The sequence below is a fragment of the Pedobacter sp. MC2016-24 genome (genome assembly GCF_015223055.1).
Taxonomy (GTDB): domain Bacteria; phylum Bacteroidota; class Bacteroidia; order Sphingobacteriales; family Sphingobacteriaceae; genus Pedobacter.
In genome coordinates, this window is record NZ_JADFBX010000016.1 from 1 (window position 1) to 14489 (window position 14489).

At 40.0% G+C, this 14489-nt stretch carries 18 protein-coding genes and 1 tRNA gene; 13 read left to right on the plus strand and 6 right to left on the minus strand.

What is annotated here, in order from left to right:
* From IM797_RS23810 to IM797_RS23840, 7 genes are all read left to right on the plus strand, one after another.
* Positions 1-900: hypothetical protein (locus IM797_RS23810; protein ID WP_194129719.1), on the plus strand; the 900-nt coding region annotated here is incomplete at its 5' end.
* Positions 901-1049: 149 nt separating this feature from the next.
* Positions 1050-1502 carry a protein-disulfide reductase DsbD domain-containing protein gene (locus tag IM797_RS23815; protein WP_194129720.1) on the plus strand — a complete coding sequence of 151 codons (453 nt, stop codon included), beginning with the start codon at positions 1050-1052 and terminating at the stop codon, positions 1500-1502.
* Positions 1503-1504: 2 nt separating this feature from the next.
* Entirely contained in the window at positions 1505-1882 is a 378-nt protein-coding gene (locus IM797_RS23820) for an AraC family transcriptional regulator (protein WP_194129721.1), read from the plus strand.
* Positions 1883-1907: 25 nt separating this feature from the next.
* The gene (locus tag IM797_RS23825; protein WP_194129722.1) at positions 1908-3026 is read left to right on the plus strand and encodes a cellulase family glycosylhydrolase; all 1119 of its coding nucleotides are present in this window, start codon (positions 1908-1910) and stop codon (positions 3024-3026) included.
* Between the two features lie 279 nt (positions 3027-3305).
* Positions 3306-3683, plus strand: a complete 378-nt coding sequence (locus IM797_RS23830; protein ID WP_194129723.1) for a hypothetical protein — start codon at positions 3306-3308, stop codon at positions 3681-3683.
* 256 nt (positions 3684-3939) lie between these two features.
* The gene (locus IM797_RS23835) at positions 3940-4869 is read left to right on the plus strand and encodes a hypothetical protein (protein WP_194129724.1); all 930 of its coding nucleotides are present in this window, start codon (positions 3940-3942) and stop codon (positions 4867-4869) included.
* Positions 4847-5179 (plus strand): hypothetical protein, encoded by a 333-nt coding sequence (locus tag IM797_RS23840; protein ID WP_228099081.1) that lies wholly within the window; start codon positions 4847-4849, stop codon positions 5177-5179. Before IM797_RS23835 ends, IM797_RS23840 begins: the two co-directional genes overlap by 23 nt.
* A gap of 35 nt (positions 5180-5214) precedes the next feature.
* Here the strand turns inward: IM797_RS23840 and IM797_RS23845 are convergent, their stop codons facing one another.
* Positions 5215-5925, minus strand: coding sequence for a DUF1826 domain-containing protein (locus IM797_RS23845; RefSeq protein ID WP_194129725.1), 711 nt, complete (start codon positions 5923-5925; stop codon positions 5215-5217).
* Positions 5926-6160: 235 nt separating this feature from the next.
* Between IM797_RS23845 and IM797_RS23850 the strand changes: the two genes are divergently transcribed.
* The 4 genes from IM797_RS23850 (at position 6161) to IM797_RS23865 (ending at position 9652) form a co-directional block, all read left to right on the plus strand.
* The gene (locus tag IM797_RS23850) at positions 6161-6904 is read left to right on the plus strand and encodes a hypothetical protein (RefSeq protein WP_194129726.1); all 744 of its coding nucleotides are present in this window, start codon (positions 6161-6163) and stop codon (positions 6902-6904) included.
* A gap of 145 nt (positions 6905-7049) precedes the next feature.
* On the plus strand, positions 7050-7808 hold the full coding sequence (locus tag IM797_RS23855) for a hypothetical protein (protein WP_194129727.1): 759 nt from the start codon (positions 7050-7052) through the stop codon (positions 7806-7808).
* A gap of 387 nt (positions 7809-8195) precedes the next feature.
* Entirely contained in the window at positions 8196-8567 is a 372-nt protein-coding gene (locus IM797_RS23860) for a type II toxin-antitoxin system RelE/ParE family toxin (RefSeq protein ID WP_228099083.1), read from the plus strand.
* The gene (locus IM797_RS23865; RefSeq protein ID WP_194129728.1) at positions 8567-9652 is read left to right on the plus strand and encodes an ImmA/IrrE family metallo-endopeptidase; all 1086 of its coding nucleotides are present in this window, start codon (positions 8567-8569) and stop codon (positions 9650-9652) included. The genes IM797_RS23860 and IM797_RS23865 overlap by 1 nt, the downstream gene beginning before the upstream one ends.
* 26 nt (positions 9653-9678) lie before the next feature.
* Here the strand turns inward: IM797_RS23865 and IM797_RS23870 are convergent, their stop codons facing one another.
* Positions 9679-10065: a helix-turn-helix domain-containing protein gene (locus tag IM797_RS23870; protein ID WP_194129729.1), complete on the minus strand. Its 387-nt coding sequence runs from the start codon at positions 10063-10065 to the stop codon at positions 9679-9681.
* Between the two features lie 101 nt (positions 10066-10166).
* Between IM797_RS23870 and IM797_RS23875 the strand changes: the two genes are divergently transcribed.
* Positions 10167-10766, plus strand: coding sequence for an FMN-dependent NADH-azoreductase (locus IM797_RS23875; RefSeq protein WP_194129730.1), 600 nt, complete (start codon positions 10167-10169; stop codon positions 10764-10766).
* 124 nt (positions 10767-10890) lie between these two features.
* On the opposite strand, the gene IM797_RS23880 is transcribed toward IM797_RS23875, so the two are convergent.
* A tRNA-Ala gene (locus IM797_RS23880) sits at positions 10891-10967 on the minus strand.
* 104 nt (positions 10968-11071) lie between these two features.
* Positions 11072-11746: a helix-turn-helix transcriptional regulator gene (locus IM797_RS23885; protein WP_194129731.1), complete on the minus strand. Its 675-nt coding sequence runs from the start codon at positions 11744-11746 to the stop codon at positions 11072-11074.
* Between the two features lie 200 nt (positions 11747-11946).
* Between IM797_RS23885 and IM797_RS23890 the strand changes: the two genes are divergently transcribed.
* Complete coding sequence (locus IM797_RS23890) at positions 11947-12312, plus strand: response regulator transcription factor (RefSeq protein ID WP_194129732.1); 366 nt, start codon at positions 11947-11949, stop codon at positions 12310-12312.
* Here IM797_RS23890 and IM797_RS23895 read toward each other — a convergent pair whose 3' ends face one another.
* Positions 12313-13068: a LytTR family DNA-binding domain-containing protein gene (locus tag IM797_RS23895; protein ID WP_194129733.1), complete on the minus strand. Its 756-nt coding sequence runs from the start codon at positions 13066-13068 to the stop codon at positions 12313-12315.
* Positions 13069-13158: 90 nt separating this feature from the next.
* Complete coding sequence (locus IM797_RS23900) at positions 13159-14481, minus strand: RagB/SusD family nutrient uptake outer membrane protein (RefSeq protein ID WP_194129734.1); 1323 nt, start codon at positions 14479-14481, stop codon at positions 13159-13161.
* Positions 14482-14489: the final 8 nt, after the last annotated feature.

Genomic DNA, 14489 nt, shown 5'->3' on the forward strand with positions numbered 1-14489 from the left:
CAATACTTAAAAACTGGAAAACTAAATGTAAAAGAGCGCATCGACTGGGATACGAGAGCACCTATTGTGGAACAAAATAATACAAAAGATGATGAATTTTTAGGTTACTCTTTACTTCGAAAAAGTAAGGGAGGAGCATCATTTAGTCAATCTGAAGAAAAAATATCTATAAGAGAGTTTGATTTTTTATGGCTATACAATATGGTTTTATCAATGGGTAGAAATAGCTATGTAGCTGGTGCATACAGAACAACTTTGGGAAATCCAAATTGGTTTGTTATAGAAATTAAGGGCAAAGAAGTTTCTCCTACAAATTATTACGAGGAAAGGGAGCATCCCCGTGATTCATTGATTAACTGGCTCGCTGGAACTTTCTATGATTATGATATTAAAGTTCCATATCCAGGCATTAAATCCGATAGTATTTTTTTTCGTGAATATATGCTGGTGGATTTGAATAGATTTTCACCTTATAAAGGAAAAATAGGAAAGCGAAAAGTAAAGTCCTGGATAATCATAAAAAAAGATAACTCTTCATCTTTTCTTTCAAAATCGCCAATAAAAGACCAAGACCGGTTTGTTGAGTATCATGATAATTTAACTAAAGACCGACTTGAAAAAGTGAAGAATGTGACTTTTGGTCAATTTATTCAATGGTGTATGTATGACCAACATGTAATGATGCCACCAGTTTTTAACGAAACCGGGTATAATAAGGAAAAAATATCGCTTAGTGATTTGAATTTGGATTTTTGTGCAAATAAGAGTAAAGCTTTTTACGATAAAGTAAATTTAAGTGAGTGGAGGGCTGCCTTTAATCGCAATGGGCTCGATATTAAAGTCGAAGATAGGGAAGTTGAAGTCATGGTATTCAATAAAAAAGAAACTCCTTTTAAATAAATAATGCTCACCTGTTCCGCTCCAAAATTGGAGCGGAACTACTTAGGAAAAGAAAACGCAACACATATGAAACCATCATGATTTTTCAAACCACACAGTGAGATGAATAAATCTGGTAGCTTCATCACAAATAAAAACAAATTAAACATATGAAAAAACAACTGATCACGTTGCTGGTCCTGCCACTGCTTTGGGCAATTCATGCCAAAGCCCAGATCCTAAAACCCGTAAAATGGAGCTATGCAGCAAAGAAAATTTCAGATAACGAAGCAACAATAACGTTAAAAGCAGATATCGAAGAGAGTTGGCACATTTACTCTGCCTATCAAAAAGATGGCGGCCCATTGAAAACCAGTTTTAAGTTCAGTCCATCCAAAGAATATATCCTGGTTGGCCAAATAGCAGAACCCAAACCACTAGCAGTGTTTGATAAAAACTTTGATATCCAGGTAGACTATTTTGAAAACACCGTCACCTTTCAGCAAAAGGTTAAACTCAAAACCAAACAGACTACGGTAAAAGGAAAGCTGGAGTTTATGGCCTGTACCAAAGCACAATGCCTGCCACCTGATGAAGTTAATTTTTCCATCCCTATAAACTAGTTATGATCAACGAAGAAAAAATATTGAAAGACCTGGACAGGTTGATCCAAAGACACTTTTTGGAAGAGCGGAGCGCCGCATTTTATGCAAAACTGTTGAATATTCCTGCAGGATTATTAAACAACATTACAGAAGAAAACCTGGGTAAACGGGTGCCGGGCCTGGTACGGCAATACTTGTTGAAGGAAGCCAAAATCCTGTTGTCCTGTACGGAGAATAATATGAGGCAAATTACCTTTCAGCTCAATTTTGCCTATCCGGCTTGCTTTACCCACTTTTTTAGAAGAGAAACCGGGTTGACACCGACCATGTTCAGGAAGTTACATGCCAAACTGGATGGTGTCACCCTGGAAGGCGGCAACTTAAAAGTGAATTTATAACCCCATACATTTTAAGCAACGAGAAATGAAAAAACAGCTCATATTATTTTTATTCATGCTCTGTACAGCCGGGGTTTTTGCCCAGCAAAACACCCGATGGACGGAGGCACAGGCCAATGCCTGGTACGCCAGGCAGCCCTGGCTGGTGGGCACCAATTATACCCCGGCCTATGCCATTAACCAACTGGAGTTTTGGCAGGAAGAAACTTTTGACCTGAAAGCCATAGAAAAAGAACTGGCCTGGGCAGAAGCCCTGGGCATGAATACCCAAAGGGTGTTTTTACACGACTTATTATATAAACAAGATAAAGAAGGTTTGTTCAGGCGCATGGATGCCTTTTTAAGCCTGTGTAAGATTCACCACATCAAACCCCTGTTTGTGCTGTTTGACAGCTGCTGGGACCCGGCACCAAAGCTGGGTAAACAAAATGTACCCAGGCCACATACCCACAATTCGGGCTGGCTGCAAAGTCCGGGCATTGCTGCCTTGCAAAATCCGGCCGAATATGCCAGGCTGGAAGATTACGTAAAAGGAGTAGTTGGCCACTTTAAAAACGACAAGCGGATATTGGGCTGGGACATCTGGAACGAGCCGGAACACAGCAGCAGGAAACTGTTTCCTGTTGAAGATTTAAGCGAAAAAGCTAAACTGGATTTGGTGCTGCCCTTGCTGGCGCAATCCTTTGCCTGGGCCAGGTCGGCTTCGCCGAGCCAGCCGCTAACGGCTGCGATCTGGCAGGATTCGAACTGGTCGGTGCGCGATAGTTTAACGACTTGTCAGAAGTTGATGTTAGACAACTCGGACATCATTACTTTCCACAATTATAGGGGCGGGGATAAATTTGAAATGCGTGTGAAATGGCTGCAGCAGTACAACCGCCCGATCATTTGTACCGAGTATATGGCCAGGAATACCGGCAGCACTTTTGAAGCGGTATTGCCAATCGCGAAGAAGTACAAAGTAGGCGCGATCAACTGGGGTTTTGTAGCCGGTAAAACGCAGACCAATTATCCATGGCAGAGTTGGAGCGGTCAGTTTACGGCCGAGCCGAAGTTGTGGTTTCATGACATCTTGCGGCCGGATGGGACAGCCTTTGATGCGAAAGAAACGGATTTGATCAAACAACTGACGAAGGAGAAGTGACACTCGTCATTAGGGCGCTTGTGCTCGCGTCATTCCGGCGTTTACACTCGCGTCATTCCGACGCTAGTATTCGTCATTCCGGTGCTTACATCCGCGTCATTCCGGCGCAGGCCGGAAACTTACCTGAGGAGATCCTGAGATGAACTCAGGATGACGTTAGTGTTTATATTCGTCATTCCGGCGCAGGCCGGAAACTTACCTGAGGAGACCCTGAGATAAACTCAGGATGACGACAACAACAATACAACAACAACAACAACAACAACAACAACACATAAAATGAACAACGAATTTGCAAGATTAGGTCAATTGATTTTTGACCTCCACGCGGGCAAACAGTTTGACCTTAGCGAAGAAGAGAACTTTATTTTTTTAGAAGAAGAATACAAACGGATAACCATCCAACTGGGTGGAGTCTGGCATTATAAAGCCCTGGGCTGGACTTACGCCCTTGATTTTCACGCCGCCGAAGGCCAGCGCTTACTCACCAAACTCCGGATTGTAAAAGACGGAGATGAGTTACATGGCATGGATGAATTTGAGCGGGAGCGCTTGATCAGGGCTTACAAGAATCTGTTCATGGGCTTGACTGAGCTCATTAGAAGGATTGACATTTTGCGTTTAGGCAAGGGCGTAAATTTGGATGATGTTAATTAAATGATGCTACATAGGCTCTTGAAGTAATTGTGTTGATCTTATAAACGTCGTGTCAATCGTATAAACGTCATACTGAGTTTAGCTCAGTATCTTATGATATTAATGCTCTCTTTTTTTCATTAAGTTTTATTTGGTGCGGGGTAGCTGGTTACTGCCCCGCTTTTTTATGTAAACTATTTTAAAATAAATACATCGAAACTTGGTTATTGTGGTTGAAATTCTATTGATTCACACCAGGATTAAATAAAACCATTTTATGATGAATGAGTATGCGATTGCATTACGAAAAAAGAGTGATGAATTGTTGAAGGGAGCATTGGAAGCAAATTTTCCAGATTTTTTACGTTTTGTATATCCCGATGCAGATCAGGTTGTTGATTTTAGCAAGGGAATTCAATTTATGGACAAGGAGCTTTTCGCGATTATCCCTAACCGGGAGCGAAGAAGGGATGGTCGTAGAGCCGATTTGCTGGCTAAACTACATCTTAAAAACGGCACAGAAAAGTGGGTATTGCTCAATGTTGAAATTGAAGGGGGGAATGATGTTGATTTTGAAAAACGCGTTTATGAATATAACTATCGTATCCGTGATAAACACAAAGTATCAGTAGCTACCATTGCTGTTTTTACAGGAGGTAAAAGTCAGCGCAAGCCGCGGGTCTATCGGGATGAACTGCTGGGAACGGTACTTTCATTTAGTTATTTAACTTACCATATTTTTGACCACGATCAGGAAGCATTACTTAAAATGAATAATCCTTTTGCACTGATTGCGCTGGCTTGTCAAAAATCACTCCTGGAAGGCAAGATTCCGGAAAAACAACTTGGGGAGGAACGACTTATCATCGCTAAAGCATTGCTGAGTCATAATTATGACCATGACAGGATAACCAGCTTTCTGATTTTCATAAAAAACTTTATATACATTAACAATGAGGATATTAATTGTAAATTTGATCAGCTAATATCTGAACTAACAGGAGGAGAAATCAATATGGGAATTTTAGAGATAGTAAGAATGCAGGACAGGCGTGATGGCAGGCTGGAAGGAAAACTTGAAGGAAAGTTGGAAGGACAACATGAAGCAGCATTGAAAATTGCAGCTGAACTTAAAAAAGAAGGATTAACGGTTGATTTTATTGCAAAAACAACTAAGCTTTCCCTTGAAGAGATCGCATCATTATAGCGAAAATGATCAGCTAATATCTGAATTAACAGGAGGAGAAATCAATATGGGAATTTTAGAGATAGTAAGAATGCAGGACAGGCGCGATGGCAGGCTGGAAGGAAAACTTGAAGGAAAGTTGGAAGGAAAGTTGGAAGGAAGGTTGGAAGGAAAACTTGAAGGAAAGTTGGAAGGAAAACTTGAAGGAAGGTTGGAAGGACAACATGAAGCAGCATTGAAAATTGCAGCTGAACTTAAAAAAGAAGGATTAACTGTTGATTTTATTGCAAAAACAACTAAGCTTTCCCTTGAAGAGATCGCATCATTATAGCGTACAGGATAGTATGAATCGTGTTCGAAGGATAACTAGCATATCAAAAGCAGACGATACTCGCCTTCATTTTCTACAGGTGCCCTGTGAACACAGGGCAAGACTGTTTGTTCGGGATGATCTACAGCTAATTTCCAAAGATGACCCAATCCTAAATTTATTGGCCTGGCATTGACTTTAGGTCTATAATGCAGATCAAAATAATGTTCGCTCAGAAAGGTTTCGAACGTTGCATCTGGTCCATCATGTAGTTCTTTAAGCTTTTCCCGGATTTCCGGAACTAAAATCTTTTGCTCCACCTGATCATTCGGCAGGATCTCGCTTACCGCTCCGTAATAAGTACATAAGAAAGTATCCGCTGCAATGGCTGAACGGTCTATGTGATAAGAATATACATCTGTTGAAATGAAATCCAGTTCCTCATCTGTTTGATAAGCTTTGATCAGATTGAGGGAAGGAGAGGCTCCGCAATCAGTCAGGAGTCGCAAATCCTTCAAGATAATTTCCCTTGCAGCATTACCTTTTTCGGATAACCTGAGTGCTAAAAGTGTTTCGGCCTGCACCTCTGTAATATTTTGTACCAATTGAAGTTTAGATACAATTTCCTCAAAATCGCCTTCCAAATCCCTGTGCCAGCAAATTGCATTGACGGTTCCTTGAAAATGAGTAGCCACGAGCTCGGAAAAAGAGAAAACAACGCCAATTTGGGCGTTGTCCGAAAAATTATGTTCAGGTGTCCTAAGCATATGGCAATCAATAATTCGATACAAAAATAACCAACAAACAGAAAACAACCATAGAATTATGGCAAATATGAATTACCGGCTTAACTTAGTCCGCAAATCATGAAATCTTGTTTACATTTATATGAAATCAACTTAACGCAGATAATGACAACGCTTCTCATCCTACTGTCCCTAATCGATAATCAAGTTTGCGCATTTGCAATGAGTCCGGATTACACCACTTCTAAGTTATTTTATGCCAACGATTAGAGAAAGTTTCTTAAAAGGAGTCACTGTTATTTTAATTTTAGGTTGCGGTTTTGAAGGCAAAACGATTATGTCGGGCCCTGTTGCCATTAAAATCAATATGGTGGTTCAGTCTGTGAAGCATGAAGGAGATTCCTTAGTGCTGCTTACTAATAAAGACCACGCCGAGCTCATAAACGTTGAAAATATCAATATTCTTAAGGATCCCATGTATACAGAAAGGGGCGAAGTAAAGAACTCAAATGAGGGTTTTGTCGATGGCGAAGTTGTGCAGGAGATAGCTTATGAAGATCATGTATTTTATGTTAATGCCAAATACGGAATTAAGTTTCATCCAAAAAACCAAAGTAAAGGAATTGAGTTTAAAGTTGACTCTCTTTTAAAGCCATATGGTTACAATGGGGTTAACAATGGTAATTTTAGGCTCGACAAGGAAATTGCCACAAAAAACTTATCGTATGAGTTTTACACGCCAAAGGTGAAAAATCCGAACTCAGCAGATTCATTGATCCTAAAATACGATCTTGATCTAAAAAAAATAACATTCTTCACCTTTTCGAGCACGCTCGATGCTACAAAAAAAGGTAAGTTGTCCGGGGTTTATTATGTTTTGAATAAAACTGCCGACAGACCAAGAATCCAGATCTCTAGTGAAATAGCATTATCAGTCCCTGAAAACCCCTTAGAGATTCAAAAATTAATCTCGCGGTTTAAAGAACAGAAAGAAAAGTGATGAGCAAAAGTCAATATTTCCTACGGAGGTACTGAGATAGTAGTTCTCTATGGAGTTTGAAAAAATAAAAATTGGGCTTCTTGAATTTCTCAGGAAGGTGCCTGGTCAAAGGCCGATGTAAAATTGTATGATATCAAGTAAAACTATGAGTTTCAAAAAAATAATTCCTTATTTGATAATCCTGTTGATGGGAGCATGCTCATCTCAAAAAAAACTTAAAGTTATCCAATTTCTTACTGTGGAAAGAAATTTTCATGGACAATCAGTAGACTCGGATAGCAGTAGTTTCAAAATTGCTCATTACAACAACTGTACATTATACGAGGTGCAAAGTATCAAAGGAAATGTAACTACAGAATTTGTAGGAGATAGCCTTGTAAATAAAGTCTATCCCTCAAAAGATTTTATTACCCGATATTTTGTTGTCAAAAATGGAGCTAAAACCGGAATAAAGTATGATAGCCTTGTGACCAACTTACCTCGGAAATTCCCACTTGACTCGCTCTTGGAAATGTTGACTATAAATGAAGGGAATTTGAAAGGGCTTGGAATGGATCTGGGACGCCCCGCTAAAGTAAAAATTGAAGGCGCAAATGATGATGTGCTAATTGAGCATTACTTCGCTAAAGAAGGTTCAAGCACTATAGATTCAATTTATAGATTTTACGACAAAAGGCTAAATGATATTGGCTTTTCATTTTCTAAAAAATTAGATAGCGAAAAAAAGAGTAAACTACATAAAATTTCATATATCTTTTTGCCGACCAAAAATAAAAATGGTGTTTTGTCTGCTAGGTCGAAAATAGATTTTGAGATTAAAAAAATTAGCTTCGAACGCAGAGATCAAGAAAAGCTTATAGAGGTTTTCGGTAGATTTAAATACGACAGCAAAAATCAGTTGTAAGTATTTTAGGCGGACTAACGGGAGATGTCTCCCCTTCGTAAGATTTTAATAAGTAAAAGTAGAAAGGCAAATGCTTGCAGTGCTGCTGTAAATTCGCAAAATTCTGCATTATAATACAATATTTTTCTTTATAGTTTTTTTGTTGTCTTTATTTGATAATTTCAGGCCAATATCTTAGATTTGGGATATGAATAAGGAGTCTTATCAAATTCAGGCTGAACGGATGGAAATGTAATTTTCATTGTCGATAAGAGAGCTGGAAACGCTGAAGTTTTGACGGAGATTTCTGTACCTAATGCAAAGAAATTTTTTGAAAATAAACGAGTTTTTTACGACGTCATCTTATGAAATAACGACTAATCGCGTCCTTGTTTTTATTTACATTTAATGTTAATTAAAAAATCACATATATTTGCAGTGGAGATTACTTTTACAGATGGCAAGTTCGAAAGCCTCGCTAATGATGATAAAAAATTAGCTAAGGAATTTGGTGCTTTAAGGGCAAAAAAGATAAGGGCAAGGCTGATACAACTGCGAGATGCAGTTACTTTAGAAGATGTACGGAACTTGCCCGGAAATTATCATGAATTGCTGTATAACAGAAAAGGGCAGTGGGGGTGTGATCTCGATCAGCCTTATCGACTGATTTTTACTCCTGATGCAAGGCCTATTCCTCAGAATGAGGATGGACAATATATCTGGCTGGCAATTAATGGTGTAGAAGTAATTGAAGTTGTAAACTACCATAAAGAAAAGTGATGAGCAATAATCAATATTTCCCGCAATCAAGACCGCATCCGGGTGAAACTTTAGAAGATAAACTTGAGGAAATGGGGATGGGGCCAAAGGAATTTGCTTTACGTACCGGCAAACCTGAAAAAACGATAACGGCCGTTCTTAAGGGAGAGAGTTCCATTACATCGGATATGGCCGTACAGTTTGAAAATGTGACAAAAATTCCAGCACATTTTTGGATGAGCCATCAGAGAGGTTACGATGAATATATATCCCGCTTAAAACATCAGGAAGTGATTGATGCAGCGTTAACTTGGGCTAAATTATTTCCATTAGCAGCAATGATTAAACAACAATGGTTGCCATTTACAAATAATGAAACTGAGAAAACAGCATCATTGCTCGCCTTTTTCGGTTTTGCCAACCACACAGCATGGGAAGACTACTACTTTAATCAACAACTTAAAGTTGCTTTCCGTATCTCTCTTTCGAGCATCAATGAACCTTATTCAATTTCTGCATGGTTAAGAAGGGGGGAGTTACAAGCTACTGAATTAAAGACGCCGGAATACTCGGCGAAAAAGTTTAAAGCAGCGTTGCCTGAATTAAAAACGCTAATGGTAAAACATCCAAAGGATTTTTTTAAACAACTTCAAAGTATTTGTTTCCAGGCTGGTGTAAAGGTAGTGCATACCCCTTGCCTGCCAAAGGCTATGATAAGTGGAAGTACACGTTGGATTAACGACACGCCATTTATTCAATTAACGGGCAGATATAATCGTAATGACAGTTTTTGGTTTACGTTTTTCCATGAAGCCGGCCATATTTTATTGCATGGCAAAAAGGATATTTTTTTAGAAAAGATAGAATACTCTGATAAAGATAAAATAAAGGAAGATCAGGCTGATAAATTTGCGGAGACATGGTTATTAACGGAACAGGAAGAAGCCGAAATACTAAGGGCTGATCAGCTGAATGAGCAAGTTATTAGAGATTTTGCTCTTAAATTTAATACACATCCGGCTATTATAATCGGTAGATTACAGTATAAAAAAATAATCCCCTATTCTTTAGGTAGGGAATATCTGGAGCCTGTTGTATTTGAATAACTACTGTGCTAATCATTTCCACCTGTCTAAGACACGTCTTTCTTTTTTCTCATACTTTCGCGGATCATATCCCGGTGCTGGGTACCCCACAGGTATAACTCATGCAGTACGCTTTTTAAGGTATCACTATAGGGAGTAATTTCATAAATAACTGTTACCGGAGTTGTAGGATAGACACATCTTTTTACAAAACCATTTTCTTCCAAATCTTTAAGTTCTTTAGATAGGATTTTCGGGGTGATGCCCTGCACGGACTGCTGGATTTCGTTAAAACGTTGTGACCGTTCCAACAGGGTAAATATCAATGGGAGCTTCCACTTTCCGTTCAAAACAAATAGTGCATCACGGATAGCATTTACGTTTGATAGGCACTTTTCCCTATTGGGAATCTGTTCATCTACAATGGCTTTCATGCCGCCAAGATAAGGACTTTCCCAAAGGATAGCACTATCCTTTGGGAAAGTAGTATCCTTATTATACCTAAGGGAGATACCTTTGAAGAAAAATAATAGACATGAAAAAGATACTTCATTTGATATCCAGTTTTAGAAACGGCGACTCTGTCAGCATCAAGTTAGGTCGTGAAATAGTAGCTAAACTTCAACAAGCAAATCCGGGAGCGGTCGTACAGGAAGTGAACCTGGTGACTGAAAACTATCCCCACCTGGATGCCCCTCATTTTCAAGCCTTTTTAACGCCCGTACAGGAGCTTACCGATGTTGATCTCGAGGCGATAAAATATTCTGAAACGGCTATCAACCAGCTCATGGATGCAGACTACATTGTTATCGGGTCTCCATTCTACAATTTCGGGATCCACTCGGCACTCAAAGCATGGATCGATCACATCGTTCGGCCAGGTATCACGTTCCGCTATACCGAAAACGGGCCTGAAGGATTGGTAAAAGGCAAAAAGGTGTACGTTGCCCTAACCTCTGGAGGTGTTTACGCTGAAGGTCCATCTCAGGCCATGGACTTCAATGGGCCATATCTGAAAGGTGTGCTGGGAATTATGGGTATGACCGATCTCAAGATCTTTCGTGCCGAGGGGCTTAAAATTCCCGGTTTGCAGGAACAGGCCCTGAATAAGGCTATTGAAAGCATTGTACTTTAAAGTCGAATAATTGAGTAAAATTTCTCCATCACAATGAGGACAGCTGCTTACAATAAACGCCGAAACCCGAAGAAATATTAACGCATAAAAAAAGAGGCCGTATCAAACGGCCTCTTTTAAACGGTGGTGGAGAATATCGGATTCGAACCGATCACCTCTTCACTGCCAGCGAAGCGCTCTAGCCAAATGAGCTAATCCCCCGTTTCTTGGGCAAAAGTAATTAAAAGTTCGGCACCTGCAAATTAAATGTTAAAATAGATGTATTTACCTCAATGACCCTAAATACTCAAATCTCTTAAAGCCATTTAAATCAGGTTGAAAGCCTGTGCAAACCTGGTAAAATCATAATTGGACTGGGCATTTAGCTTTGCCCTGATGTTCCTGCGGTGTGTAATGGCCGTTTGTTCGGCAATGTGCAGGCGGTTAGCAATTTCTGCGGAAGTCTCTCCAAGGGCCGTGAATTTTAAGATCTCTTTTTCCCTTTTGGTTAAGGATGCAAATACCGCCTGGTTCTTTCGCAGAAAAGAATTTTCATCCAGGAGCCGGTTCATTTTACTGGTAATCTGGTGCTTTGGGCCAATGGGGGCGGCACAGGTAATGATGTGTGTGGCATTGCTGTTGGCGTCACGCAGAAAGATTTTGGAACTGCTCAGGTACCAGGTCCAGTCTTCATCTGCAGAGCTGCGGGCCTGCTGAAAATAGGTGAGGATCTTGTCTTCTTCAGTCGAATTGAGCAGGTCAGGTAACAGGGAAGAGTAGTCTGCAATTTCATCCTTGTTAAAATATTTTTCCTGGTAAGCAGCGCCCAGGTTGATCAGTTCCGGAAGGGTTGTCTTTAATGTTTTCAACCCATAATCTGACATGTATGCTATCGATTTATCTTCTAATTTGTGGACAACAACGATTATTGGAAGCCGGTGCTCAATTCCCTGCAGTAATTTAATCTGTTCCTGCAATAAGTGATGATATGTCTGATCCATGTGAACTAGATGTTGCTTTGTCCTGATTTACACGCCCTTAAATCCCAATGCAATGTTACTTAAAATTTACATATTATTATATAAAATGTGATCTTGAGCATATTCGTTAAATAAATGAAATAAATCACAAGCTTATTGAATTTATGGCAAAATTGTTGCTAATCAAAACGCAGAAGTTGAATTTCAAAACTAAAAATAATATGATTAAAAGAATACATGTACTTGAAGATGATGAGGATATCAGATACATTATCGGTGTTTTGTTAAAAGACGAGGGTTATGAATTGCAGCTTTCATCTACTTTTAGTGAACTAAAAGAGAAACTAAAAGATTCTGTACCTGATTTATTTATTCTGGATGTAATGCTGCCAGATGGAGACGGTTCTGATATCTGTACAGATCTGAAAACGGATATGTTTACCAAACACATTCCCATTATTGTCATGTCTGCAAATGATCAAAACAAAGAGCGTAGTATAGCTGCGGGGGCAAATGACTACATCAGTAAGCCATTTGACATTGATTATATTGTAAAAAGGATTAATAACCTACTCGAAAAAAAGTAGCTATTGGTTTAACCAATTCTTAAATGCTTCAGCCCGTTCTTCGCTTACAATGACTTCAATGCCATTGCCTGGTGCGGGTTGAAGCAAAATTTTTAACCGGTTTCTGGATAGTTTATACATCTCCCTGATGGCGTCAATGTTAATGATGAACTTCCTGTTGATTCGGAAAAAAGCAGCTGGATCCAGTTGCGGCTCTAAACTGCCTATCGTTTCTTCAATAATGTAATTCTGCTGATCCTTCGTCACCAGGAACAGGTATTTGTCTTCGGCCATAAAATAGGCCACATCTTCTGAATGGACTGTCCGGATCAGCTGACCCATCTTAACCATAAAACGGCTGCGCTGTTTTCCTGAAAATAATGCGGTACGCTGCTGGTTCTGCGATAAAATCAAATCCGGACTTTTACGCAGGTTATGCAGTTTATCTAAGGCTGATCGTACGTCATCTTCGTCAAAAGGTTTCAGCAGATAATCGATACCCTGATTTTTAAACGCCTTTAAAGTGTATTGATCGTAAGCGGTAGTGAAGATCACCGGACTGGCTACCTGGATCTGCCGGAAAATTTCAAAGCTTTCCCCATCACCCAGGTGTATGTCCATAAACAACAGGTCCGCCGTGTTCTTCTGTAACCAGGCTACTGCAGATTCTACAGTGCCCAGTATCGCCAATACCTGGATTTTAGGGTCAATATGGATGAGAATTTTCTGCAGCGTGTCTGCAGCCAGTTCTTCATCTTCAATTATTAATACCCTCATGGCTTTTCTTGCTTGAGGCGTAAAAGTAAAAAAAAACTCCGGTCTGCGAAAACACAGACCGGAGTTTGAAAAAATTAAGAAAATGAATGCCTATTTCAGCTCCGGGTTATTGGCCAGGGCCTCCTGTGGAAACTTAATGGTATACCTTGGATCATTTTTAAGCAACAAGTAGTCTTTTCCGCTTACCGTATGTTTGATTTGCGGTTGTCCGTATCGTCTCAGGTCATACCACCTGTGGCCTTCAATAGCCAGTTCACGCTCGCGTTCTGCAAGGATTTCTGTCATCAAATCTGCAGACGATAAAGCAGAAATCCTGCTTTGTTCCGTTTGGTAATAAGCCGGTTTTAAGCGTTTTGCCTTCAGAGCAAGCAGGCGCTGTAAAGCCAGGTCTTTGTTGTTGGTCTGCAATGCAGCCTCTGCAGCAATCAGGTACATTTCGCCGTTGCGGAAGGTGATTTTTAAAGCATTGGAATTGCCTTTTACAGATACATAGTCCGGACCGGATTTACTGAAGTATTTTGAAAAACGAAGGTCGTTTGCCTGGTTGTAAATGCCCAGTAAATGCGCAGAAATTAAAGCGATGTTGGACGATCTGGAATCCATTACATCTTCCATCGACATGATGTTTTCTTTAGACAGGTAGTTGTTTGGCAACACACTTCCGGTAGCATTCAGGTCTTCCAGGGCACTGTTGGTTTGCAGTACGCCCTGAGCAGCAGCAAGGGCTTTATCCCATTCGCCCCTGAACTCATAGATCCTGGCATAAAGTGCTTGTGTTGCTATTTTTCCGAAACGGTAGTTTTTTCCGCTATCCCATTTATCCACGGTCAGTAATTTTTCGCCGGCAGCAAGGTCGGAGAAAATCTGTGTATAAACCGCTTCTGTTGTAGACACCGGGAATTTTTGTTCAATGTCTATCGTAGTAGAAATCGGTACGCCACGGTCTGTAGCAGCAGTCGCCTTGTCATAAGGTTTAGCGTATAAATTGAGCAGTTCAAAGTGCGAATATGCCCTTAAGATATAGGCCTCAGCTTTGATCTGACTGGTTTCTGCGGTAACGCCTACTTTATTGTCAATATCTGCAATGACCTGGTTGGCATAAAAAATGGTTTTGTAAAATTGCACATACGGAAATGGGGCCGTAAGTCCATCCGGGTTTGCATCCTGCCAGGTATAAATGTCACGTACAGTTTGAAAATCCTGGCTGGTTTCATCTAAGTTTACCTCATCTGTGCGCAAAGCCAGCAGGGCTTTATGCTTCGGAAAGTTGGCATATGCCGAGGTCATCAAAGCCCTGAAATCTTCTACAGTAGTTGGGATGACTTTACCTGTAGGTTCTACTTCCAGGAATTTCTTGCAGCTGCTTACACTCAGGGTAAGTAATACTGCGCTTAATATAATTAATTTCTTCATTTGATTTA

Coding starts and splice junctions, on each gene's coding strand:
- IM797_RS23850 (WP_194129726.1), top strand. CDS start 6,161: ATGCCAACGATTAGAGAAAGTTTCTTAAAAGGAGTCACTGTTATTTTA.
- IM797_RS23900 (WP_194129734.1), bottom strand. CDS start 14,481: ATGAAGAAATTAATTATATTAAGCGCAGTATTACTTACCCTGAGTGTA.
- IM797_RS23830 (WP_194129723.1), top strand. CDS start 3,306: ATGAACAACGAATTTGCAAGATTAGGTCAATTGATTTTTGACCTCCAC.
- IM797_RS23825 (WP_194129722.1), top strand. CDS start 1,908: ATGAAAAAACAGCTCATATTATTTTTATTCATGCTCTGTACAGCCGGG.
- IM797_RS23815 (WP_194129720.1), top strand. CDS start 1,050: ATGAAAAAACAACTGATCACGTTGCTGGTCCTGCCACTGCTTTGGGCA.
- IM797_RS23870 (WP_194129729.1), bottom strand. CDS start 10,065: ATGAAAGCCATTGTAGATGAACAGATTCCCAATAGGGAAAAGTGCCTA.
- IM797_RS23835 (WP_194129724.1), top strand. CDS start 3,940: ATGATGAATGAGTATGCGATTGCATTACGAAAAAAGAGTGATGAATTG.
- IM797_RS23875 (WP_194129730.1), top strand. CDS start 10,167: ATGAAAAAGATACTTCATTTGATATCCAGTTTTAGAAACGGCGACTCT.
- IM797_RS23885 (WP_194129731.1), bottom strand. CDS start 11,746: ATGGATCAGACATATCATCACTTATTGCAGGAACAGATTAAATTACTG.
- IM797_RS23860 (WP_228099083.1), top strand. CDS start 8,196: ATGTTAATTAAAAAATCACATATATTTGCAGTGGAGATTACTTTTACA.
- IM797_RS23845 (WP_194129725.1), bottom strand. CDS start 5,925: ATGCTTAGGACACCTGAACATAATTTTTCGGACAACGCCCAAATTGGC.
- IM797_RS23895 (WP_194129733.1), bottom strand. CDS start 13,068: ATGAGGGTATTAATAATTGAAGATGAAGAACTGGCTGCAGACACGCTG.
- IM797_RS23820 (WP_194129721.1), top strand. CDS start 1,505: ATGATCAACGAAGAAAAAATATTGAAAGACCTGGACAGGTTGATCCAA.
- IM797_RS23865 (WP_194129728.1), top strand. CDS start 8,567: ATGAGCAATAATCAATATTTCCCGCAATCAAGACCGCATCCGGGTGAA.
- IM797_RS23855 (WP_194129727.1), top strand. CDS start 7,050: ATGAGTTTCAAAAAAATAATTCCTTATTTGATAATCCTGTTGATGGGA.
- IM797_RS23890 (WP_194129732.1), top strand. CDS start 11,947: ATGATTAAAAGAATACATGTACTTGAAGATGATGAGGATATCAGATAC.